The organism is Roseburia intestinalis L1-82 (genome assembly GCF_900537995.1).
GTDB classification, from domain to species: Bacteria; Bacillota; Clostridia; order Lachnospirales; family Lachnospiraceae; genus Roseburia; species Roseburia intestinalis.
In genome coordinates this window covers 3,444,709-3,468,133 of the sequence record NZ_LR027880.1, presented here as the reverse complement: position 1 = coordinate 3,468,133, position 23,425 = coordinate 3,444,709, and the positions used below count along the sequence as shown (strand labels likewise).

The window sequence follows — 23,425 nt, the reverse complement described above, 5'->3', positions numbered from 1 at the left end:
ATAATTTTTTGATTGTTTTGTCACAAATAGAACACAATTTCTCTGTACACTCATAATCAGAAAAGGAAAAGAAATTCCGAATACGAAAGGAGAAATCGTTATGGATGGTAACAATTATAACAACAACAATCAGAATGGGTCTTCGGATTCCTTCTATTCATACAATAACGGCAGCCAGAGCAATCAGCAGACAGAACATGCAAATGAAGGAAACGTAAACCAGTACAACAATTCTTATCAGAACACAAATTCTTATTCACAAAACGCAGGATATCAGCAGGGCAGTGCATATCAGAATGGCACATACCAGAACACAGGATATCAGCAGAACGGTGCTTACCAGAATGGTGGATATCAGAATACCAACGGTGCATTTTATCAGAACGCACAGACGACTGGTAAAAAACAAAAGAAAAAGAGAGAAAGAAAACCGGGTGGATTTGGAACGAAACTTGCAAAATGCGCAGCCATCGCGTTAGTCTTTGGACTGGTATCAGGCACTGCATTTGAGGGTGTACATCTTGTATCGTCCAAGGCATTTGGCAATGATGAAACCGCAGTATCAGACAGCGGCAGTCAGAATGCACTGACCAAAGCAGACAACAAGGTGGAGGCAACTTCCACATCGTCGAATTATGTAGCAACGGATGTATCTGACATCGTATCATCCGTAATGCCGTCCATCGTGGCAATCACAAATGTGAGCGAGACCGAATACCAGAGTTTCTGGGGCGGTATGCCACAGACTTATGAGAGCACAAGCTGTGGATCCGGTATCATCGTAAGTCAGGATGATAATTATCTTTATGTTGCAACGAATAATCACGTAGTAAACGGTGCAAACAGTCTGACAGTTACATTTAATGATGAGTCAACAGTCAGCGCAGAGGTAAAAGGAACAGATCCTTCTACAGATCTTGCAGTCATCCGTGTAGCGTTAAGCAGCATTGAAAGTGATACGATGAATAATATTAAAGTAGCCACACTTGGTGATTCTGACAGCTTAAAAGCTGGTAATTCCTGTATCGCAATCGGTAACGCACTTGGTTATGGACAGTCTGTAACCGTTGGTTATATCAGTGCATTGAACCGTCAGGTATCTGTCAGTGATTCAGAGAGTGACACAAGCTATACTGCAGATCTGATCCAGACAGATGCAGCAATCAACCCTGGTAACAGTGGTGGTGCATTACTCAGTGCAAACGGTGAGGTTATCGGTATCAACTCCGTAAAATATTCCGATACTTCCGTAGAGGGTATTGGATATGCAATCCCGATCAATACGGCAGCACCGATTATCAATGATCTGATCACGAAAGAAAAAGTAGATGAGTCTGACAGCGCATACCTTGGTATTGCAGGTGTCGATGTAACAGATGATGTTGCAAAAACTTATAACATGCCATCCGGTGTCTATGTTGCACAGGTAACCGGAGGTTCGGCAGCAGAGCAGGCAGGTATCCAGAAAGGTGATATCATCACAGAGTTTGACGGAAAACTGATTGGTTCCATGGAAGAACTTTCATCTACAATGGAGTATTATAAAGCAGGTACAACGGTTGATGTGAAGATTGAGCGTTCTACGAATGGTGAGTATCAGGAGCAGACGATTTCTGTAACACTTGGCAAGAAAAATTAATGGAATGATTGTATAGGGAGTGGGCGAAATGCCCACTCCTTTTTTGGTGAACGCCGTTTGTGCGTCCCTCCGCTATCGACTTTTGCTAGGATGTGTGCTATGATATTTCAGAGTCTGCTGTGTAATAATGTTTATCGCAGATGATGATTTCATATAATAAAAATAGGTCTGGGGCGTATCGCGTCCGGAATGGAGGATTTACGTTGTCAAAGTTTGAGGATTTCAGAAATCAATACAATTCTTTTTTATATAAAGATTATTCCGTAGAGTATATCGAAAGTGCATATCGGATCGTGTATCATTTTGAGATACCGGGGCTGTGTGAATTTCAGTCAAAGTGGGAGTTCCCGGCAAAGGAGCGCGTGGATGAGACAATCTTAAAGGCGCTTGCATTTCATCTTGGAATGGCAGAGACAATCAGCTACTGGAAATGTGCCTGCCCGAAGCAGTTAAAAATTTTGTGTGGAACACTTTCCGCAGAACAGAAAAAATGGTGGAAAAAGTTATATTACAACGGACTTGGCGAGTTTATGTACCGCAATGGAATCGTGGTTTCAAAAGAGGATCTTGTTACGATCGAATGTGAGGACAAAGCGTGCGCACCACTGCATGATACAAAGTCCTATGATGGATGCCTGGTGTCTGTCGGCGGTGGAAAGGATTCCGTGGTTTCCCTTGAGGTGTTAAAGGGAGAAAAGATTACTACTTACAGTATCAATGGCAATGCGACCACAAAAAATGTCATTGCAGTCTGTGACCACAAACAGGGAGACTACGCTGCAAAACGTATTCTCGACAAAAAGATTTTAGAACTTAATGCAGAGGGATATTTAAACGGACACATTCCGTTCTCTGCAGTCGTTGCATTTTCATCCTTTATTTCAGCATTTTTGAGTGGCAACCGCTATATCGTGCTTTCGAATGAGACAAGTGCAAACGAGACGACGGTAAAAGATTCTTTTGTCAACCATCAATATTCAAAGAGCTTTGAGTTTGAGCAGGATTTTGTATCATATATAAAGAAAGTGACAGATTCCGATATCCATTATTTCAGTCTCTTACGTCCGCTCACTGAGATGCAGATTGCATGGCTGTTTTCAAAATGTAAGAGTTATCATGAAGTATTCCGGAGCTGTAATGCGGGAAGCAAACAGGGAATCTGGTGCTGCAACTGCCCGAAATGTCTGTTTGTCTATATCATTTTAACTCCGTTTTTATCACAGGAAGAACTGGTGCACATTTTCGGAGAGAACCTGTTGGAAAAAGATTCGCTTGATCTTGATTTTAGAGAGCTGACCGGCATTGAGGAGAACAAACCGTTTGAGTGCGTGGGAACCAGACGCGAAGTCCTTGTTGCATTAAAGACATTTATTGCACGTGGTGGAAAGAGTCTTTTAACCGAGCGCTATAAAGAAACGATCGAAGCTGCTCCGGGAGAGTTAGATGAGATGCTTTCCGAGTGGGTATCCGAAAACCAGGTGCCGGAGCATTTCTTAGAGATTTTAAAGGATTTTATGAATCGGGCATAAACAGCAGGAATAGAGATGCCCTGGGGAACGGGCAGGAATGGAGATTAAGATGGACATCATCAGTGAGTTGAATGGAAAACGGATTTTGATCTGGGGTTACGGCAGAGAAGGAAAGGCGACAGAGCACTTTCTTCAGAGATGCGTAAAACCGGCGTCCGTGGATATATTTGAGGGGAAGAAAGAAGAGATCGACGAGGATGATTACGATTTTATCATAAAAAGTCCTGGCATTGTGATGAATGAGGAAAATCCAAAATATACCTCAGAGACAGAATTATTTTTACAGCAGTTTCGTGACCAGGTAATAGGAATCACCGGAACCAAAGGGAAAAGTACGACGTCTGCAATGCTCTATACTGTTTTGAAGGCATGCAGCGGCAGACCTGTGTTACTGCTCGGAAATATTGGACAGCCTTGTCTTGATTATTTCGAGGAAGTGACTGAAGATACGATCATTGTTTATGAGATGTCCTGCCATCAGCTTGCACATACGAATGTGTCACCGCACATTGCAATCTTTTTAAACCTCTATGAGGAGCATCTTGATTATTATGGAACGGTAGAAAAATATTTTGAGGCAAAGAGCCATATTGCGGCGTATCAGAAGAGCGGAGATTATTTCTTTGTGGGAGAAAATGTACCGCAGATCGATACAAAGGCGCAAAGGACAGTGCTTCATCAGCCCAAAGGTGTGCATTATGAATTGAAACTTGCCGGAGAGCATAATCAGTATGATGCACAGTTTGTGGAGCGTGTGGCAGAACTGCTTGGATGCGAAAAAGAGGCTGTGTTAAAGAGCATGGCAGACTTTGAAGGTCTGCCGCACCGCCTGCAGTATGTCGGAACTTATCGGGGCGTCAGATATTATGACGATTCGATTTCAACGATCCCGGAGGCTGCCATCAATGCGGCGATGAGTATTCCGGATGCAAAGACGGTCCTGATCGGGGGTATGGACCGTGGAATTAATTATGATCTTCTGGTCGCATTTATCAGGGAGCATAAAGAATTTCAGTTTATCTGTGCATACGCATCCGGAAAACGTATTTTCGGGGAAGTCGGCGACTGTGAGAACTGTGTCTATGCGGAAGATTTAGAGCAGGCAGTTGAAGCAGCAGTACAGATGACCGAACCGGGAGGCGCATGTATCCTTTCACCGGCAGCAGCATCTTACGGTTATTTTAAAAACTTTGAGGAGCGTGGAGAAACATTTCAGAAGTATGTCCATGCTTTTGCACAGTAAGGTGACAGATTTTCAGGGAAAAACATACAGAACAGAGAAAATAATTTTACATCTTGCAAAAGCGGAAAAATTCCTGTATGGTAATAGATGAATGAATTTTTGAAAAGCGAATCTGTCATATTTGCAGGAATTATTGCAAAAGAATGTTTTTTTAAACTTTAAAATGCAAGATTGCAGAATGAAAAATGCAAAAAGAGCAAATGTACGCAACAGAAAGACAGGTTGAAACATGGATTTATTCGAATATATGAGAGAACAGAAAAAAGAGACGGAGTCACCGCTTGCATCGCGTCTGCGGCCGACGACTTTAGATGAGATGGTCGGACAGCAGCATATCATCGGGAAGGACAAGTTACTGTACCGTGCGATCAAGGCGGATAAGCTCAGCTCCATCATCCTCTATGGACCTCCGGGAACCGGAAAGACAACGCTTGCGAAGGTTATTGCCAATTCCACAAGCGCAGAATTTTTACAGATGAATGCAACTTCTGCCGGGAAGAAAGACATGGAAGATGTCATTGCTAAGGCGAAGAATAACATGGGGATGTTTGGAAAAAAGACGATCCTGTTTATCGACGAGATCCATCGTTTTAATAAGGGACAGCAGGATTATCTTCTGCCGTTCGTGGAAGATGGAACCATCATCTTAATCGGTGCGACGACTGAGAATCCTTATTTTGAAGTCAATGGGGCTCTTCTTTCCCGTTCGATCATTTTTGAACTGAAAAGCTTAGAAAAAGAGGATATCAAAACTCTTATTTTGCGGGCGGTAAATGATACGCAAAAAGGTATGGGTGCATACCATGCCGTGATTGATGAGGATGCCTTAGATTTCCTTGCAGATATCTCAAATGGTGATGCGCGTGCCGCATTGACTGCGGTGGAGCTTGGAATCCTTACAACTGAGCGCAGCGGGGACGGTCTGATACATATCACGCTTTCCGTTGCTTCCGAATGTATCCAGAAGCGTGTGGTAAAGTACGATAAGTCCGGCGATAACCATTACGATACCGTATCTGCGTTTATCAAAAGTATGCGCGGATCCGATCCGGATGCGGCAGTCTATTATTTAGCGCGGATGCTGTATGCGGGGGAGGATATCAAGTTTATTGCAAGAAGGATCATGATCTGTGCCTCAGAGGATGTGAGCAATGCAGATCCGATGGCACTCGTGGTTGCAACGTCAGCGGCACAGGCGGTAGAACGTATTGGAATGCCGGAAGCGCAGATCATCTTAGCGCAGGCGGTTACCTATGTGGCGAGTGCGCCAAAGAGCAACTCCGCCGTTACGGCGATCAGCGAGGCGATGGAGACAGTCAAAAATACGATGACAGCTCCGGTTCCGCCACATTTACAGGACGCCCACTACAAATCATCATCGAAGCTCGGTCACGGCGTAGGCTATAAATATGCGCATGACTATCCGAATCATTATGTAGAGCAGCAGTATCTGCCGGACGGACTGACCGGCCGGAAGTTTTACAGACCGTCAGAAAACGGTTATGAAAAGCAGATCAGAGAATATTTCCACAAGATCAAAGGGGAATATTCCCATGAATGATAAATAATGTATAGCGAACCAAGAGGAGGAAGCAAACAATGCAATCTTACCAGGAAATGACAAAGGAAGAACTGTTAGCCGAAAAGAAATCACTCGAGGCAGAGTACAAGAAATTCCAGCAGCGTGGATTAAAACTTGACATGTCCAGAGGAAAGCCATCCCAGGAACAGCTTGATCTGTCAATGGGAATGATGGACGTCTTAGCATCCTATGTGGATCTGACCTGTGAAGACGGAACAGACTGCCGCAACTACGGTGTGCTTGACGGTATCCATGAGGCGAAAGTGCTCATCGGCGATATGATCGAGTGCAACCCGGATAATATCATTATCTATGGCAACTCCAGTTTAAATATCATGTACGATACGATTGCACGTTCCATGACACACGGTGTTATGGGAAGTACTCCATGGTGCAAATTAGATAAAGTAAAATTTTTATGCCCGGTTCCGGGATATGACAGACATTTTGCCATCACAGAATATTTTGGCATTGAAATGATTAATGTACCAATGCTGCCAACCGGTCCGGATATGGATATGGTAGAAGATTTAGTCAGCAAAGATGAGGCAATCAAAGGTATCTGGTGTGTTCCGAAATATTCCAACCCACAGGGTATCACCTATTCAGATGAGACTGTGCGCCGTTTTGCAAGATTGAAACCGGCTGCAAAAGATTTCCGTATCTACTGGGATAACGCTTACTGTGTACATCATTTATATGATATCGATCAGGATCATCTGATTGAGATCCTTGCAGAGTGTAAGCGTGCAGGAAACCCGGATATGGTATACAAATTCTGTTCCACCAGTAAGATCACATTCCCTGGTTCCGGTGTTGCTGCGATCGCAACTTCCGCAAACAACTTGGAGGATATCAAAAAACAGTTAAAGGTTCAGACCATTGGTCATGATAAGGTAAACCAGCTCCGCCATGTACGTTTCTTTAAGAACATTCACGGCATCACAGAGCATATGCGCAAACATGCTGCATCCTTACGTCCGAAGTTCGAGATGATCACAGACATGTTTGACAAAGAACTTGGCGATTTGGGCGTAGGAACCTGGTACAAACCAAAGGGAGGATACTTCATCACTTATGAGACTTTAGAGGGCTGTGCAAAGAATGTTGTTGCAAAAGCAAAAAAAGCAGGTGTTGTGATGACTCCGGCAGGTGCACCGTTCCCGTATGGAAAGGATCCGAAAGATTCCGTAATCCGTATCGCACCGTCTTATCCAAGCTTAGAGGATCTGACAACAGCAGCAGAAATCTTTGTTGTTTGTGTGAAATTAGCAAGTATTGAGAAGATCTTAGAAGAAAAATAACAGATTAGATTACACACGCTGCGGTAACATTATTATTTGGAATACAGGAATTACCGCAGCGAAAAAGTTTGTAAGTAAAAATGCAGGAACCATAAAATATGATTCCTGCATTTTTTTCATGTGATAGAATTTACATATTAATTTTCTGTTTCAGTTCCGGCAGTTTCGGTGGTAGAACCGTTTTTCCATTTGTCAAATTTCTCCAAAACAGCATCATAGGTACGCTGGGAAATATCCGGCAGATCTTTGCCCCAGGATTTTGTTGCATCTTCAAAGCCTTTTTTGAAAGCGTCGATCAGAAGATCTGCTTTTTCCGGATCGTTGCCGGAAAGGGCTTTTGCAAAATCAAGGATACGGTCAGAGGTCTGCTCTACACCCCAGTAGCCGTCCTCAGCGATATCTGCCTGAGCCTGTTTCTGTGTTTCCTCATCAACGGTAAAGTTACCATCTGCTAAGAAGCTCCACATGGAATCGGCATTTGCGATTGCGGTTCCCTGCTTGGTCATCATTTTTTCAACCAGGCTGCGTAACTGGGAAGTACGCTGCTCAGCATCTGCTTTTAATTTTGCAACCATTGCATAGTCAGTTTTTTTGGTAACGGTATCCTTGTCTGTTTGAGAAGATTTCTCATATACGACACCGGTTTCTGCCTTATCAGATGTTGTGGTTTTGTCTGTAGATGTAGAAGCTGTCTTAGAAGCTGTGCCTGTCTGATAGCTGTTAGTTGTTGAATTTACGCTGTTAATTGCATTCATAGTCATAAATAATTCCTCCATTCCAGTAAATGAATGACTGATTTGTTCATGTATTTTTTCCTTTTTCTTCTGTAAAATATATCGGCTTTTCGGGAAAAATAATTTAGATGGAATTGACCTTTTTGCTTTAAAATGATAAGATTTATGTTGTATACAAAAAACAACGAAAATACATGACGATGGTATGGGGATTATGAAGGAAATATCAGTAAAAGCACTTGCAAAAATAAATCTTGGGCTTGATGTTGTGCGCAGACGTGAGGATGGGTACCATGAAGTGAAAATGGTCATGCAGACCATCCACCTGTTTGACCGTCTTGAAATGAAAAAGACAGCAGGCGGGATTACAATGATGACAAATCTGTCCTTTCTGCCGACAAATGAGAATAATCTTGTCTACAAGGCAGCAAAACTTCTGATGGATGAATTTCAGATCAGGGACGGTATCGATGTGAAGCTGCACAAGTATATTCCGGTCGCAGCGGGAATGGCCGGTGGAAGTACAGATGCTGCAGCGGTACTTTATGGTATGAACCGTATGTTTGAACTTGGACTGTCCAAAGAAGAACTGATGCAGCGTGGGGTTAAGATCGGTGCAGATGTTCCTTACTGCATTATGCGTGGAACCGCACTTGCAGAAGGAATTGGTGAGCAGCTTACCGCACTTCCACCGATGGTAAAATGTCCGATACTGATCGCAAAACCACAGATTTCTGTATCGACAAAGTTTGTATATGAGAATCTGAAGCTGGATGAAAATACAGTTCATCCGGATATTGACCGTCTGGTGGAAGACATCAGACGAAAAGACCTTGCAGCCATTACCTCAGATATGGGAAATGTTTTAGAAACTGTGACGATTCCGAATTATCCGGTAATCGCAGAGATCAAAGAACATATGATGGAACATGGAGCTGCGGGAGCTATGATGAGCGGGAGTGGTCCGACGGTATTCGGACTGTTTGATGATAAGGAGAAAGCGGTTGCGGCATATGAGGCGATGCAGGCATCCGGACTGGCAAAGCAGGTTTACCTGACCAGTATTTACAACAACATGAGATAAGCGAAGAAATGGAGGAAAACAGGTTTATGACAGACGATTTGACGCTGAATATGGATGCGTATCTGCCACTTCGGGATGTGGTGTTTAACACACTGCGTGAGGCGATTTTAAAAGGAGAGTTAAAACCCGGAGAGCGTCTGATGGAACTGCAGCTTGCTGCAAAGTTAGGCGTCAGCCGTACACCGATCCGTGAGGCGATCCGCATGTTAGAGCAGGAGGGCTTAGCGGTCACGATTCCGAGAAAAGGTGCGGAAGTCGCCAAGATGACAGAAAAGGATATGGAGGATGTGCTTCAGATCCGTGATGCGTTAGATGAACTTGCAGCATCGATTGCATGTGAGCAGATGACAAAGGAACAGTTAGATACTCTGACGGAAACAATGCATGAGTTTGAGGAATCTACCAAATCAAAGGATTTGAAAAAGATCGCCGCTGCGGATGTGCAGTTTCACGATATTATTTATCAGGCGACCGGCAATCCAAAACTCGTCAATATGCTCAATAATTTGAGAGAGCAGATGTACCGTTACCGTGTGGAATATTTAAAGGATGAGAGAAATTATCCGACACTGATGCGGGAACATAGTGAGATCGTGGAAGGATTGATGACAAAGGATAAGGGACGTGTGACAGAAGCAATGCATAAGCATGTCAAAAATCAGGTTGTGGCGGTCAAGGAAATGATCAGAGAGCAGGAGTAAGGGAGCTTTGTATAATCTGGTTAAAATTGCATAGAATAAGGGAAATGAATTTTTGAGGATAAGCCGTAGGCTTATCCTTTTTTAGTTGCCGGGAAATGAGGGATATTATGAAGGAAAAGGTAGCGGTTTCAAAGAGATTAAGTGAGAATATCGCGCAGATGGAGGAGTTTTTTCATGAGTGCGATGATATTAAAAAGAAGGAATTGATGCTTGGCAGGCAGATGGATGTGGCATGTTATCTGACGTTTATTGAGGTGTCGGTGGACATGGGGACTTCGGCACTGAGTGAGGTGCTGAAGTATTTAAAGGGGCTTGGGAAGGAAGAAATTTATCAGGCATTGGAGCAGAATGCGCTGGGAATTTCGGATGCAACTTATTTTGATACGATAGAGGATGCGGTGGACGGGCTTTTGACCGGAGAGGTGATCCTGTTTGTGGACGGATTTGACAGGGCGGTAAAGATACCGGACGACGGTTATCCGAATATGGGGATCACGGAGGCGGATTCTGAAAAGGTCATAAGGGGTTCAAACGAGGGGTTTTGTGATTCGGTAAAACAGAATGCGGCGCTGATTAGAAAGCGTATCCGTTCCCCGAAAGTCAAGGTGAAGCAGAAAAAATGTGGTATGCGCTCGAATACCAATGTTTATCTTGTTTTTATGGAGGATCTGGTGTATCCGGGACTGGTACGGGAGATCGGGCACAGGCTGGAGGGATTTGAGATCGACGGGGTGTTAGACAGTGGTGTGATCGAACAGCTCACTGAGGAGAAGTGGTATTCCCCATTTCCACAGTTTCAGACGACAGAGCGGCCGGATCGTGCAGCAATGGCTGTTTTGGAGGGAAGGGTGGTTGTGCTTTCTGACAATTCCCCGGTGGGGCTGATCCTGCCGACTGATTATAATTCGTTCATTAAGACGAGCGATGATTATTACAACCGGTGGGAAATCGCAAGTTTCGGCAGGCTTTTGCGCTATGTCGCATCTTTCTTTGCCATGACTCTGCCGGGATTTTATCTTGCCGTGACAAATTTCCATACGCAGATTCTGCCGACGATGCTTCTTTTGTCTTTTGCGGATGCGAGGAGCGGTGTGCCGTTCCCGGCGGTGGTTGAGGTGATTTTGATGGAACTTTCATTTGAACTATTAAGAGAGGCAGGCGTGCGTCTGCCCGGCGCCATGGGAAATACGATCGGTATTGTAGGAGGACTGATCATCGGACAGGCGGCGGTCGAGGCAAATCTTGTCAGCCCGATCGTGGTGATCGTCATCTCATTTACTGCGCTCTGTTCCTTTGCAATTCCAAATGAGGAATTTGCGACGGCATTCCGTCTGTTGAAGTTCTTCTTTATCGGAATGTGTGCGTGGTTAGGCTACTTTGGCATGCTGCTTGGACTGCTCTTTGTACTGATCCATCTTGCGCATTTAAAAAGCTTTGGCATCCCATATCTGATGCCGTTTGTCGGGGCAGATCTGACGGACTATGAAGACGAACGTGATTTCCTGTGGAGATGGCCGATCCGCAAACTGACAAAACGTCCGATCTACGCCCGGCGGGAGGAGCGGGTGAAACTGAAATTGAAATAAGGATGAATGTTTGAAACAAACACCAAATAAAAAGGAGTACAAGGAATTATGTTTTCATCAAACGAAAAAATTTCAGGCCGCCAGGCATTCCGCCTTTTGGTATTTGATCTTTTAGGACTTGGCACGCTTCTGATCCCGGCTGCGGTCGCCGGGTTCTGCGGGCGGGACGGCATTTTCTGCATTATTGTGGGAACAGTGCTTGGACTTTTATTTTTACGCCTTCTGGTGTATGCAGTGGGGGATATGCAGGGCAGCTTTGCAGAATATACGGAAAAAATGTGCGGGACATTTTTCGGAAAGACCATACAGGCGGGATATTTTCTGTATCTGATGCTGTTAGCAGGGTATACGGCGTATCTGTTTTCTGTGACGGTGTTAAACAACCTGCTGCGGGGGGAGTCTTTTTATCTTGTACTGGTGCTGATCCTTGGGCTTGTCTGGTATGGGCTGTTAAGCGGGATTGAGGGGCGGGCGCGTGTCTACGAACTGCTATTCTGGTTTATCCTGATACCGCTTTTTATCATGTTAGCGTCCGCACTGGATGAAGTGAAAACAGATTACTGGAATCCTGTATTTTTTACGGGAAAAAGAGATTTTTTTGCGGGAAGTTATTATGTGTTTATCTGTTCGTCACTTATTTTTCTGATTTTGTTTCTGGGAGGGTATCTGCGAAAGCGGGAAAGCCTGATGAAAGTGGGGAGGCTTGCGTTGATTTTTACCGGATGCTTAGAGGCAGGACTTTATCTGATCTTACTGGGGGTGTTTGGTGGTGCTGCGCTCTCAGACATGCAGACTCCGGCGATCACACTGATGAGCACGATCAAAATCACAGGTGGATTTTTAAAGCGTGCTGATGCATTTATGTTTGGAATCTGGTTTTTTACACTGTATGCACTGCTAAACAGTGCAGTATTTTATGCAGAAATGTTATTAAATGGTTTATATCATGCAAAAAAAAGACAGGCATTGTGGAAAAAGTGGGAGCGGGCGGCGGTGTTTGCAGCAGTTTTTGGTGTGGCAGTGTTATTGTATAACTCGAAAGAAAATACCGTGCTGTATGAAAAATTTCTGTGGTATATCGGAACACCATTTCTGGTGCTTGTCCCGGTAGTGTTGGCGATCATACGGTGTGCAGGACAGAGAAAAAAACATCTGAGATCCGGAGCGGTTATTTGTGTCCTGTTAGGACTGATGGGGCTTTCCGGCTGTGCGACGGCAGAACTTGAGGAGCGCAATTTTCCGATCGAGATGGCAGTCAGTGACATGGAGCAGTTTGACAGGGAATGGCTGAATGCCGACGAGTCCGGGAACCGCATGGTGGATTACAGCCACATGAAAGTCATTTTACTGGATCAGAAATTTTTGGAAGATGCCCAAAATATGGATGCATTTCTGGAAATTCTGGAAAAAAAGAGTGACGTGCCGAGAAACACCTATCTTGCGGTGGCAGAGGATGCAGAGGCTGTATTAAAATTACAGAAAAATATGGAAGAGTCCGTTGGCACTTATCTTGAAGATTATTTTGAAAATGTGTCCGAGATCAAAAAAACTGCCTATCCGACACTCGGGATGCTTTATCAGGAGCAGGAAAACAAAATGGAAACCCTGTTTATCCCCTATGTGGAAGAAGTGGACCAAAAGCCTGCCGTGACAAAGTATTATGTCTGGAAACGCGGGGAGGCGGAAGGAATGTTTGACAGCCAGACGGCGCTGCTTTCTTTTTTTACACAGAATCAGAAGGAAGAATACACACTGACACTTGCGGACGGAGTGGATGTGCGTTTGTTTGCACCGCATAATCAGGTTGTCTTTTCACAGACAAAAGAAAAACAGATTATCGTAGAAATAAGCTGCAGCGGAGAGATCCTGTATGAAAAACCGGGATGGAGACAGAAATTGCAGTCTGAATATGGTCAGAATTTAAAATCTGGGGATATAAAAAAGATGTTGGAAAAGGAACTTGAAGATTATTTTCAGCAAACTGCACAGAAAGTGGAAGTCGACTGCGCGAACAGTTATAAAAAACTTGGCGGACAGCGCAGGGACTGGTATCTGCTTTATCAGAAGCAGCCGGAGCAGTATGAAAAAGATATGGAAATCATTTACCGGGTGAAGGTTGACTGGGTAAATATGGGTGAGTGAAAAAGGGATTATTTAACACTGTATAAAAACCCAGATAAGTGGAATACTCCTCCTATCAAACAAAAAAAAGGAGTATTCCAATGAAATTTCCAACCATAAAATCAAAAAAAGATTCCCTTTACATAACCCTGTTTTTTTTATTTTCCATTGCCTGCATTGCCGGGTTACGGTACGAGCAGCGGCTTGAGATGCAAAAAGGCATCGCAGAAAAGATTATACGTTTTCATGTGATCGCAAACAGTGATACGAAAGCGGATCAGAATTTAAAACTTGCTGTGCGTGATGCAGTCGGAATCAAAATGTCAGGGCTTTTAAAAGATGCAGCCGACCGGAGCCGGTCGGAGGCTGTGATCCGGAAAAATATGGAGGACATGAAGCAGACGGCAGAGAAAGTCATTGCGGAGAGAGGTTATGACTATGATGTGGATATCTGTCTGACAGATACGGATTTTCCGGTAAAAACGTATGGTGCGTATACATTTCCGGCGGGAAATTATGAGGCGCTTGAGATCGTGATCGGAGCGGGAAAGGGACACAACTGGTGGTGTGTGATGTACCCGAACATGTGCTTTTCGGATACCATGTATGAGGTGATCGATGAGGATGCAAGAAGTTCGCTAAAAAGAGTTTTGTCGGAAGATGAATATCAGCAGGTACTTGCCTCCGGAGATTATCAGGTAAAATTTAAGTCATTTGAAATTTTAAAAGGGCTGTATGATGAAAAATAGTATTGAATATCAGGCGAAAAGCGTATAATATAGTTCTGATGTAAAGAAACAACAGGAAATGAGGATTAGAATGACAAAAGAAGTACTGGTAACCATCAGCGGGCTTCAGTTTTCACCGGAAACTGAGAGTGAATCCGTGGAACTGATCACATCCGGCAGTTATTATAAAAAAAATGGAAAACATTATATCATCTATGATGAAGTCAACGAGGGATTTTCCGAGACAACACGAAATATCATCAAACTGAATGATGATTTTATGGATATCACCAGGAGAGGTGTATCGAATGTACATATGATGTTTGAGAAAAACCGGAAGAATGTGACCTATTATTATACGCCGTATGGAAGCCTTCTGATCGGGATCGACGCAAAAAGTGTGGATGTGCAGGAGACAGAAAATGATATTGATGTCAAGGTCAATTACGAACTCGAGGTCAATTATGAGCATATGGCAGACTGCTGTATCACAATGAATATTAAGTCAAAAGATGCGGGAGATTTCCGGATCACAGGGGCAGAATGAGAAAAAAGGACGGGAAAGCACAGTCCGGATGTCACGAAAATGACATCCGGACTGCGGATTCCCGTCCTTTTATACAGCATAAAAGATTAATGTTCCATCTTCCATATTGCCACAGAATAGCCAGGCAGGTCTGTTCCACCGCCAAAGTCGTGCGGGGTATCGGTGATCAGTTCCTGTGCCGTGCCGCATCCGGCATCGAAATCTGCGTGGAAACTGTTTTCATCCGCGTTGATCGCTACATAGATGCGCTCATGTTCACTTTTACGTTCAAAAATGCACTGGCGGTTTGTCAGGAGCACAGAGCGGAAGGAACCGTAATTTAATGCTTCCGAGTTCTTTTTGATCTCGGAAAGCCGGCTGATCGTCTCAGAAAGATCGTTCCATTCCGGTGCGTCAAAACATGCGCGCAGAGCCGGATCGCCTTCTTCTTTTCTCGCTTTTGCACCCCATTCACTGCCGTAGTAAACGCACGGGATACCTGGCATACCGAACAGCATGCCGTAGATCAGCGGCAGATGTTTTTCGTTGGTTAAAATACTTGCGATTCTTGTGACATCGTGATTGTCCACAAAGCAGAGCAGGTGTCTGCCCTTATAGAGTGTCCAGTTGTCCGGTCCGAACTGGCGCAGCAGGGAGTGGTTGATCTCAAACATATTCATGCTGTTGAAGCTGGAATAAAGTCCTTTGTAGCACTCATAGTTTGTCACAGAGTGCAGCATGGAATCATTCATCCACTGGTTGTAATCGCCGTGTAATGTCTCGCCGACCAGGAAGAAGTCCGGTTTTAAACTGTCGCAGAAGCTGCGCAGGCGGCGTAAGAAATCATGGTCAAGACAGTATGCAACGTCGAGGCGCAGGCCGTCGATATCAAATTCTTCCACCCATCCTTTGATCGCTGCAAAAATGTGCTGGATGACATCTTCATTTCTGAGATTTAATTTGACCAGATCGTAGTTACCTTCCCAGCCCTCATACCACAGACCGTCGTTATAGTTTGAGTTGCCGTCAAAACTGATGTGGAACCAGTCTTTGTACGGGGAATCCCATTTTTTCTCCAAAACATCCTGAAATGCCCAGAAACCGCGGCCAACATGGTTGAATACACCGTCTAATACAACTTTGATGCCTTCTTTATGAAGATTGTCACAGACTGTGGCAAAGTCTTCATTCGTACCGAGTCTGGTATCGATCTTTGTATAATCCCTGGTATTGTAACCGTGTGTGTCAGACTCAAAGACCGGGGAAAAATAGATGGCGTTGGCGCCAAGTTTTTTGATGTGCGGAATCCAGTCATTGACCTTTAAAATACGATGCTCTAAAACGCCGTCATTCTCAAACGGAGCACCGCAGAATCCAAGCGGATATATCTGATAAAAAACACTTTCGTAAGCCCACATAAGAAAACCTCCAAATTATTTTTGACTCATATCATATGATTTTTTAGAACATGCGCGCTGTGCACTGATCACAGTATCACGGAAACCGCCATGTTCTAAAGCTGCAACTGCCTCAATGGTCGTACCGCCCGGAGAGCAGACAGCATCTTTTAATTCGCCCGGATGCTTTCCGGTCTCTAATACCATTTTTGCGGCGCCCAAAACAGACTGGGCAGCAAATTTATAAGCCTGTGCGCGCGGCATGCCGTCTGCAACGGCGGCGTCTGCCATTGCCTCAATAAACATATAGACATAGGCAGGGGAAGAACCGGAAACGCCGACAACGGCATCCATCATGCTTTCCGGTACAACTTCTGCACGGCCGAAGCTGTTGAATAAGGACTCAACGAGCTTTACTTCCTCTGGTGTTACCTTGTCATTCGGACAGAGTGCACTCATCGCAGCGCCTACAAGCGCCGGGGTGTTTGGCATGGCGCGGATCAGTCTGACCTCACCGAGCAGAGCCTCGATATTTGCGATCGGCTGTCCGGCTGCAATTGAAACTACGATACAGTCCGGTTTTAAATGACCTTTGATCTGCGGAAGTACTTCGGAAAATTTATTTGGTTTTACAGCGAGAAACAAAATATCGCTTCGTTCTGCAACGACCTCGTTTGACTGGGTTGTCTCTATGGAAAATTTTGTCCGGATCTTATCAAGTGTCTCAGGAGAGTGTGCACTTGCGATGATCTGGCTGGTCGTCACTAAAGATGCATCCAGAATACCGCCGATCATGGCGCTTCCCATATTGCCGGCACCGATAAAACCAATCATTTTATCTAACATAAAATCCTCCTTGTTTTGCGGAGCAAAATGCGACTGCCATTGCAGGAGCAGAGGATTTTCCCCCTTGTTTTGCGGAGCAAAATGCGACTGCCATTGCAGGAGCAATGCCCAACACATTGGGCAGGATTTTCCTCCTTGTTTTGCGTATTTATCATTCAAATTCTATCCTAGTCTATTTGGGGGGAAACGTCAACATTTTATGCAGAGATGAGAATGTGGAATCATAAAATATTTTCCTATGATAATGCAGATCAGGGCAAAATTAACAGACTTGCTGATTCACTTCGTAAATAAGTAGAAATAATGCAATTTTTGCATAATATTATACAAGAAATATGCAGAAAAATACCATATTATTGATAATGTATGTTATATTAGTTTTCATAGGAGAAAAACATGGCAACTGAAAGAAAAACATTGACACAGCTGGCTGTGCCAATATGCTTAGAGACTTTATTTTATATGCTTTCAGGCATGGTCGATACACTTATGTTATCGTCTGTAAGCGACCAGGCTGTGGGAGCTGTCGGAACAGCAAATACGTATATAAGTGTTTTTATCATCATGTTCGGGGTAATATCATCCGGTATGGTAGCAGTTATGTCACAAAATATCGGAGCGGGGAGACCTGGAATTGCATATCAGGCCAGACAGCTTGGACTTATGTTTAACGCTCTGACAGGTATCCTTATGTCGGTTATTATTGCTTTTTTTTCTGGAGAAATACTTAGAATCGTAAGTATTTCTCCGGCTTTGCTTGAGCCGGCAGAAACATACCTTAAAATTGTTGGAGGTGCATGTGTTTTAAATGCGCTTATTCCCATTTTTTCCAGCTATCTCAGAGTGTTTGGATATACAAAGCATTCCTTGATAGGAACGATTGCAGGAAATGCCATTAATATAATATTTAATTCAGTGTTCCTGTTTGTATTTCATTGGGGAGTAATGGGCGTTGCTATTGCCACAGTTATTTCAAAAGTTGTGAACCTTATCATTGTAGCAGGCATGGGTGCTGTACTGATAAAGGCAAAGCAGAGTCCGGAGCGCATTCCGCCACGGAAGATACTTGCGCAGATTGTTAAGATAGGTTTTCCTTCTGCATTTGAAACAGCACTTTATAATGTTGCAATGACACTTATAGTAAGATTCATGAATCAGATGGATGCAGTCGGAATGAATGTTACAGCCCGTTCATATGCTATGCAGATAGCAAATTTTTCGTATTGTATAGGAGCTGCACTTGCACAGGCTAATGCTATTATGACTGGCTGGAGAATTGGATCAAAGGAGTTTGAAGAATGTGACAGGGGTACGCGGAAAGCTGTGGTATATGGTCTTATAACAGCGACGTGCTTCTCTGTGACATTTGCGATGTCCGGACATTTTATAGTTCATATATTTACGGATGATGCGCAAATGATAAATCTTGTGGTAAGGCTGTTAATAGTAGATATATTCCTTGAATTTGGAAGGGTGACAAATCTTGTATATGGTCAGGCATTAAAAACCAGTGGAGATGCGGTTTTTCCGGTTATAATGGGTGCGATATTTATGTATCTGTTTGCAGTTGGTGGAACATATTTTCTTGGAATACATATGGGACTTCAGGCAGTAGGAGCATATATTGCCATGGCAGGTGATGAGTGCGCGAGAGCTGTTGGAATGGTTCTTAGATGGAAGAGCGGAAAATGGAAAAGCAAGAGCCTTGTAGAATTGTAGGAGAGAGTATGTACTTTGAATTAAAGGAAAATAAACCACATGGTACAAAGGACAATCCATTTAGTATATATCACATAGAGAATGCGGGGCGGTCATTTCAGATACCGGTACATTGGCATGATGAATTTGAGATTATATATGTAAAAAGTGGTTTGCTGACGGTAAGTATATCAGGAGAGAGTTATATTGGAAAAGCAGGGGATGCGTTCGTTGTATCGCCGGGCAATCTGCATCTTATGGGCTCACAGACCGGCACTGTGGATTATTTTACATTTTTGTTTCCGTTAAAATATATATCTTTTCGGACCGATGACATGTTAGATGATAAATTGCTTGAACCATTAAATAGCGGTCATTTGATGATAAACCCAAGAGTAAAAGACTCGGCAAAAGAACTGTGTGAGCAGCTGATTGATATATATATGGCAGAAAATGATGAAACTGAGTCAAAAATAACTGCGCAGATAAAGACAAAAATAATTCTTTTACAATTTATTCTTGAAATGTGGAAGAAAGGATTTGTAATAGAAAATGATACAAGCGGCAGAAATATTGTAGAAAAAGAGATGGTTTCATATATACAGCAGAATTTTACAGGAAAGATATCGCTAAAGGAATTTGGGGAACAGTTTCATCTTTCGGAAAAATATATATCGCGGTATTTTAAGGAACATTTCCATATTACATTGTCGCAATATATAACATATTTACGTTTGGAGAATGCAAAACAGTTGTTACAGGACACCGATCTTTCAGTGACGGAGACAGCTATGCAGAGCGGATACCAGAATGTAAGCTATTTTATCAGAAGTTTCAAAAAAGCATATGGCATTTCTCCACTGAAATATAGAAACAGCGGGATATTGACAAAAATATAGCTATCGACTATATTACATACAAATGATAAAAATTATTGACAAAGGCGTTGGAACTAAGAGGGTTCTGACGCTTTTTTTGATTGCAGGCACATGGATCATAAAGCAGTTTGTTGATGATCCGATGATTTTAGGCGTGTGTATGGTCATGCTCGCAACGCCTGTCGGCAGTATGACAGCAATATGATGGAAATTATGATCTGGCGGCAAGAGGAGTTGCGCTTACGGCAATTCTTGCTGTGGTGACGATGCCGGTGGTGTCGGTTTTGATGGGGGCGTGAAAAATGCGTAGAGGTAATCAGAGATTACCTGCACATTAAATTTGGAATATGAGTATATCAAAAAAACGGACTGAATTATCAGCCCGTTTTTTTTTGATATGTTTTTTTAGAAATCTGTTAAATCAGCAGCTCTTCTCTCTAAGAAAGCAGTCATACCTTCTGTTTTGTCATGAGTAGAGCAGGTTACGCCGAATAAGTTTGCTTCCATCTCAACAGCGTTCTTGATGTCCATATCATAACCGTTGTTGATTGCTGCTTTTGCAACGGAAACAGCGTAGCTTCCTTTGGAGATGATTTTCTTAGCCATAGCTTTTGCTGTGTTCATTAACTCTTCCGGAGCAACTACTTTATTAACAAGACCGATGCGGTAAGCTTCTGCTGCATCAACGGAATCGCAGGTAAAGATCATCTCTTTTGCGCGTCCCATGCCTACTAAACGGGCAAGTCTTTGTGTACCGCCGAATCCAGGAATGATTCCAAGACCTGTCTCTGGCTGTGCGAAAGTAGCGTTGTCAGATGCGATACGGATATCACATGCCATGGAAATTTCACATCCACCGCCAAGTGCAAAACCATTAACAGCTGCGATCGTTACCTGACGCATGTTCATTAATTTGAAGAATGGTACGGAAGCTCTCATACCGAAAGCTCTTGCTTCAGCTGCGGTAAAGTTTACCATCTCAGAAATATCAGCGCCTGCTACGAAAGATTTGAATTCGTTGCCTTTCTTGTCAGGACCGCCGGTTAAGATTACGACTTTGATGTCGTCTCTTGCTTCGATCTCAGTTAATGCTGTGTTTAACTCGTCTAATGTCTCGCTGTTTAATGCGTTTAATGCTGCTGGTCTTGAAATTGTAAGAACAGCAATCTCCTCAGCAACTTCCAGTTTTAAATTGTTAAAATCGCTCATCGTTTGGAACCCTCCTGAATAGTTTGATAAAAAATTAACAATATACGTTATTAATAGCGTACAGCTTTTCCCTGAATTTGTCAATAGATTATGGGAAAAATTCACTATAAATTTGGTAGAAAAAGTGCTATGATAGGTGGTATGATATTTTGACAAAGACACAGAAAAGAGGAAAAACCATGGACACAAGCAAATCATACTTATCTAAGGTAGTAAAGGAGATGCCGGATTCAGGGATCAAGGACTTTTTTGATATTGCAAATACGATGGAGGGAGCATTGTCACTTGGTGTCGGCGAGCCGGATTTTCCGACACCGGAACATGTCAGGGAGGCAGCGATTGCTTCAATCAAAAGAGGTGAGACAAAGTATACCGATAATCGCGGTACGGTCGAACTCCGTGCGGCAGCTGCAGAGTATTTAGAGAAGTTTGGACTTCATTATGACAGGGAAAATGAGATCCTGATCACGATGGGAGCAAGTGAGGGTATTGATCTGGCGCTTCGTGCACTGGTGGATCCGGGGGATGAGGTGTTAGTTGTAGAACCTTGCTATGTTTCCTATATTCCGTGTGTGGAATTGTGTGGCGGCATTCCGGTTTCCATCCCGTTAAAGGCAGAGAATAAATTCCGCCTGACGAAGGAAGAACTTGAAGAAAAAATTACAGATAAAACAAAAGTACTGCTGATCTCATTCCCCAACAACCCTACCGGAGCGATCATGGAAAAAGAGGATTTAGAAGCAATCCGTGAGGTTGTGACCGCACATGATATTTTTGTGATTACAGATGAGATTTATGCAGAGCTGACCTATGGCAAAAAGCATGCATCTATTGCGGCGCTGCCGGATATGTATGAGCGTTGTGTGGTATTAAATGGTTTTTCAAAAGCATTTGCAATGACCGGATGGCGTATGGGTATTGCAGCGGGTCCTGCGGAAGTTATTTTTCATATGAATAAGATCCATCAGTTTACGACCATGTCTGCAGGAACAACGTCACAGGTGGCGGCGCTTGAAGCACTGACGAGTCCGGTTCGTGACGAAGAGATCGATGTGATGCGTAAAGAATACGATGAGAGACGAAAGATCATGGTGGACGGGTTCCGGAATATGGGACTGGATGTGACAGAACCGGAAGGTGCATTTTATGTATTCCCGTCGATCAAAAAAACAGGACTTACCAGCATGGAATTTTGTAACCGTCTGCTGCAGGAACAGAAGGTGGCAGTCATTCCGGGAGACGCATTTGGAAGTTGTGCAGAGGGTTACATCCGCTGCTCTTATGCTTATTCCAAAGACATTATTAAGAAATGTTTAGAGAAGATCGCAGTATTTGTCAGCCAGTTTGACCTCAAATAAGGTACTGGTTTGAAAAAAATAAGCGCAGACATGAAGGCTGCTATATAACAAAGAAAGTTTGAGACATACATGTTAAAAGATTACGACTTAAAGCAACTGGTATCCCCATTATTGCAATGGTTTTTAAATCATGCCCGTGTATTGCCATGGCGAGAGAAACCGACTCCATACCGGGTGTGGGTTTCGGAGATCATGCTCCAGCAGACGAGAGTGGAGGCGGTAAAGCCGTATTTTGAGCGGTTTACCACGGCACTGCCGGATGCAAAGGCACTTGCAGTGTGTCCGGAGGATGAACTTTTAAAGCTTTGGGAGGGGTTAGGTTATTATAACCGTGTCAGGAACATGCAAAAAGCGGCTGTGGAAGTTGTGGAAAATTATGGTGGACAACTTCCGGCAGATTATGAGAAACTGTTGAAACTAAAGGGGATCGGCCATTATACAGCGGGAGCGGTCGCATCTATCGCATACGGAATCCCGGTTCCGGCGGTCGATGGAAATGTGCTCCGTGTTTTAACGCGCGTTTCTGCGGATGATACGGATATCATGAAACAGTCATTCCGTAATGAGATGGAAAAATTATTAGAAAAATTGATGCATGGGGCAGACGGCAGAAATGAAAAAAATGTATTTCCATGGATGGAGGATGCAGATGATCTGAGGGCAAAGGTATATCATCAGAATCTTGCCGGTGCGTTTAACCAGGCACTCATGGAACTTGGAGCAACGATCTGTGTGCCAAACGGTGCACCGCTTTGTACCGAATGTCCATGGAAGGATTTTTGTGAGGCAAAAAAACAGGAACTGATCGGACAGATACCAGTCAAGAGCAAGGCAAAACCGCGAAAGATCGAGAAAAAAACGGTTCTGATTTTAAGGGATGATGAGAAGGTTGCAATCCGGAAAAGACCGGCAAAGGGACTTTTGGCAGGACTGTATGAGCTTCCGAATGTGGAAGGAAATATGGGACAGGAGGAAGTACTTTCCATGGTAAAAGAGATGGGGTATGCACCGATCCGTATTCAGCCGTTAGGTGAGGCGAAACATATTTTTTCCCATATCGAATGGCACATGACAGGTTATGCAGTCCGTGTAGAGGAGCCGGAAATGCATCCACAGGTGCAGTGTGAAAAAAATCGTGCAGATGGATTATTATTTGTGGAAGCAGAAGATGCAAAAGAAAAATATGCTATTCCGTCCGCTTTTGCTGCGTATGCGAAATATATGAACATTCTTCTTGGAAATGAAAAGAAAGCTTAAAAGAA

At 43.6% G+C, this 23,425-nt stretch carries 20 protein-coding genes; 16 read left to right on the top strand and 4 right to left on the bottom strand.

Annotated elements, in window-relative coordinates; all coding sequences use genetic code 11:
* The first annotated feature begins 100 nt into the window (after positions 1-100).
* The 5 genes from RIL182_RS16260 (at position 101) to RIL182_RS16240 (ending at position 7,297) form a co-directional block, all read left to right on the top strand.
* Positions 101-1,639: a S1C family serine protease gene (locus tag RIL182_RS16260; protein WP_006855874.1), complete on the top strand. Its 1,539-nt coding sequence runs from the start codon at positions 101-103 to the stop codon at positions 1,637-1,639.
* 203 nt (positions 1,640-1,842) lie between these two features.
* A complete protein-coding gene (locus tag RIL182_RS16255; protein WP_242655473.1) occupies positions 1,843-3,168 on the top strand; it encodes a hypothetical protein in 1,326 nt (441 codons plus the stop codon).
* A gap of 37 nt (positions 3,169-3,205) precedes the next feature.
* Positions 3,206-4,411 carry a Mur ligase family protein gene (locus RIL182_RS16250; protein ID WP_006855872.1) on the top strand — a complete coding sequence of 402 codons (1,206 nt, stop codon included), beginning with the start codon at positions 3,206-3,208 and terminating at the stop codon, positions 4,409-4,411.
* Between the two features lie 229 nt (positions 4,412-4,640).
* Positions 4,641-5,972: a replication-associated recombination protein A gene (locus tag RIL182_RS16245; RefSeq protein WP_006855871.1), complete on the top strand. Its 1,332-nt coding sequence runs from the start codon at positions 4,641-4,643 to the stop codon at positions 5,970-5,972.
* A gap of 38 nt (positions 5,973-6,010) precedes the next feature.
* Positions 6,011-7,297 (top strand): aminotransferase class I/II-fold pyridoxal phosphate-dependent enzyme, encoded by a 1,287-nt coding sequence (locus tag RIL182_RS16240; protein WP_006855870.1) that lies wholly within the window; start codon positions 6,011-6,013, stop codon positions 7,295-7,297.
* Positions 7,298-7,434: 137 nt separating this feature from the next.
* Here the strand turns inward: RIL182_RS16240 and RIL182_RS16235 are convergent, their stop codons facing one another.
* The gene (locus RIL182_RS16235; protein ID WP_006855869.1) at positions 7,435-8,073 is read right to left on the bottom strand and encodes a hypothetical protein; all 639 of its coding nucleotides are present in this window, start codon (positions 8,071-8,073) and stop codon (positions 7,435-7,437) included.
* A gap of 172 nt (positions 8,074-8,245) precedes the next feature.
* Here RIL182_RS16235 and ispE point away from each other — a divergent pair, with 172 nt between their 5' ends.
* The 6 genes from ispE to RIL182_RS16205 all read left to right on the top strand — a co-directional run bounded on the left by ispE (position 8,246) and on the right by RIL182_RS16205 (position 14,798).
* Entirely contained in the window at positions 8,246-9,115 is an 870-nt protein-coding gene (gene ispE, locus RIL182_RS16230) for a 4-(cytidine 5'-diphospho)-2-C-methyl-D-erythritol kinase (protein ID WP_330368885.1), read from the top strand.
* Positions 9,116-9,141: 26 nt separating this feature from the next.
* Positions 9,142-9,816: a GntR family transcriptional regulator gene (locus RIL182_RS16225; protein ID WP_022112489.1), complete on the top strand. Its 675-nt coding sequence runs from the start codon at positions 9,142-9,144 to the stop codon at positions 9,814-9,816.
* 107 nt (positions 9,817-9,923) lie between these two features.
* Entirely contained in the window at positions 9,924-11,402 is a 1,479-nt protein-coding gene (locus RIL182_RS16220) for a spore germination protein (RefSeq protein ID WP_015559797.1), read from the top strand.
* Between the two features lie 48 nt (positions 11,403-11,450).
* Positions 11,451-13,544 (top strand): GerAB/ArcD/ProY family transporter, encoded by a 2,094-nt coding sequence (locus RIL182_RS16215; protein WP_006855865.1) that lies wholly within the window; start codon positions 11,451-11,453, stop codon positions 13,542-13,544.
* Between the two features lie 80 nt (positions 13,545-13,624).
* The gene (spoIIR, locus tag RIL182_RS16210; RefSeq protein ID WP_006855864.1) at positions 13,625-14,272 is read left to right on the top strand and encodes a stage II sporulation protein R; all 648 of its coding nucleotides are present in this window, start codon (positions 13,625-13,627) and stop codon (positions 14,270-14,272) included.
* Positions 14,273-14,342: 70 nt separating this feature from the next.
* Positions 14,343-14,798: a DUF1934 domain-containing protein gene (locus tag RIL182_RS16205; RefSeq protein WP_015521177.1), complete on the top strand. Its 456-nt coding sequence runs from the start codon at positions 14,343-14,345 to the stop codon at positions 14,796-14,798.
* Between the two features lie 86 nt (positions 14,799-14,884).
* On the opposite strand, the gene RIL182_RS16200 is transcribed toward RIL182_RS16205, so the two are convergent.
* Together RIL182_RS16200 and proC are read right to left on the bottom strand one after the other, a co-directional pair.
* The gene (locus tag RIL182_RS16200) at positions 14,885-16,195 is read right to left on the bottom strand and encodes an alpha-amylase family glycosyl hydrolase (protein WP_006855862.1); all 1,311 of its coding nucleotides are present in this window, start codon (positions 16,193-16,195) and stop codon (positions 14,885-14,887) included.
* Positions 16,196-16,210: 15 nt separating this feature from the next.
* Positions 16,211-17,020, bottom strand: coding sequence for a pyrroline-5-carboxylate reductase (gene proC / locus RIL182_RS16195; RefSeq protein ID WP_015559802.1), 810 nt, complete (start codon positions 17,018-17,020; stop codon positions 16,211-16,213).
* Positions 17,021-17,416: 396 nt separating this feature from the next.
* On the opposite strand from proC, the gene RIL182_RS16190 reads away from it, so the two are divergent.
* From RIL182_RS16190 to RIL182_RS21380, 3 genes are read left to right on the top strand one after another with little or no spacing between them, the layout of a single operon-like run.
* Positions 17,417-18,739, top strand: a complete 1,323-nt coding sequence (locus RIL182_RS16190) for an MATE family efflux transporter (protein WP_006855860.1) — start codon at positions 17,417-17,419, stop codon at positions 18,737-18,739.
* A gap of 8 nt (positions 18,740-18,747) precedes the next feature.
* Positions 18,748-19,617: an AraC family transcriptional regulator gene (locus RIL182_RS16185; protein WP_044998597.1), complete on the top strand. Its 870-nt coding sequence runs from the start codon at positions 18,748-18,750 to the stop codon at positions 19,615-19,617.
* Positions 19,618-19,639: 22 nt separating this feature from the next.
* A complete protein-coding gene (locus RIL182_RS21380; RefSeq protein WP_006855858.1) occupies positions 19,640-19,801 on the top strand; it encodes a hypothetical protein in 162 nt (53 codons plus the stop codon).
* Between the two features lie 200 nt (positions 19,802-20,001).
* On the opposite strand, the gene RIL182_RS16180 is transcribed toward RIL182_RS21380, so the two are convergent.
* Entirely contained in the window at positions 20,002-20,805 is an 804-nt protein-coding gene (locus RIL182_RS16180; RefSeq protein WP_006855857.1) for an enoyl-CoA hydratase-related protein, read from the bottom strand.
* A 179-nt stretch (positions 20,806-20,984) separates the two neighbouring features.
* On the opposite strand from RIL182_RS16180, the gene RIL182_RS16175 reads away from it, so the two are divergent.
* Both RIL182_RS16175 and RIL182_RS16170 read left to right on the top strand, forming a co-directional pair.
* Positions 20,985-22,163, top strand: coding sequence for a pyridoxal phosphate-dependent aminotransferase (locus tag RIL182_RS16175; RefSeq protein WP_006855856.1), 1,179 nt, complete (start codon positions 20,985-20,987; stop codon positions 22,161-22,163).
* Between the two features lie 69 nt (positions 22,164-22,232).
* Positions 22,233-23,420 carry an A/G-specific adenine glycosylase gene (locus RIL182_RS16170; RefSeq protein WP_006855855.1) on the top strand — a complete coding sequence of 396 codons (1,188 nt, stop codon included), beginning with the start codon at positions 22,233-22,235 and terminating at the stop codon, positions 23,418-23,420.
* Positions 23,421-23,425: the final 5 nt, after the last annotated feature.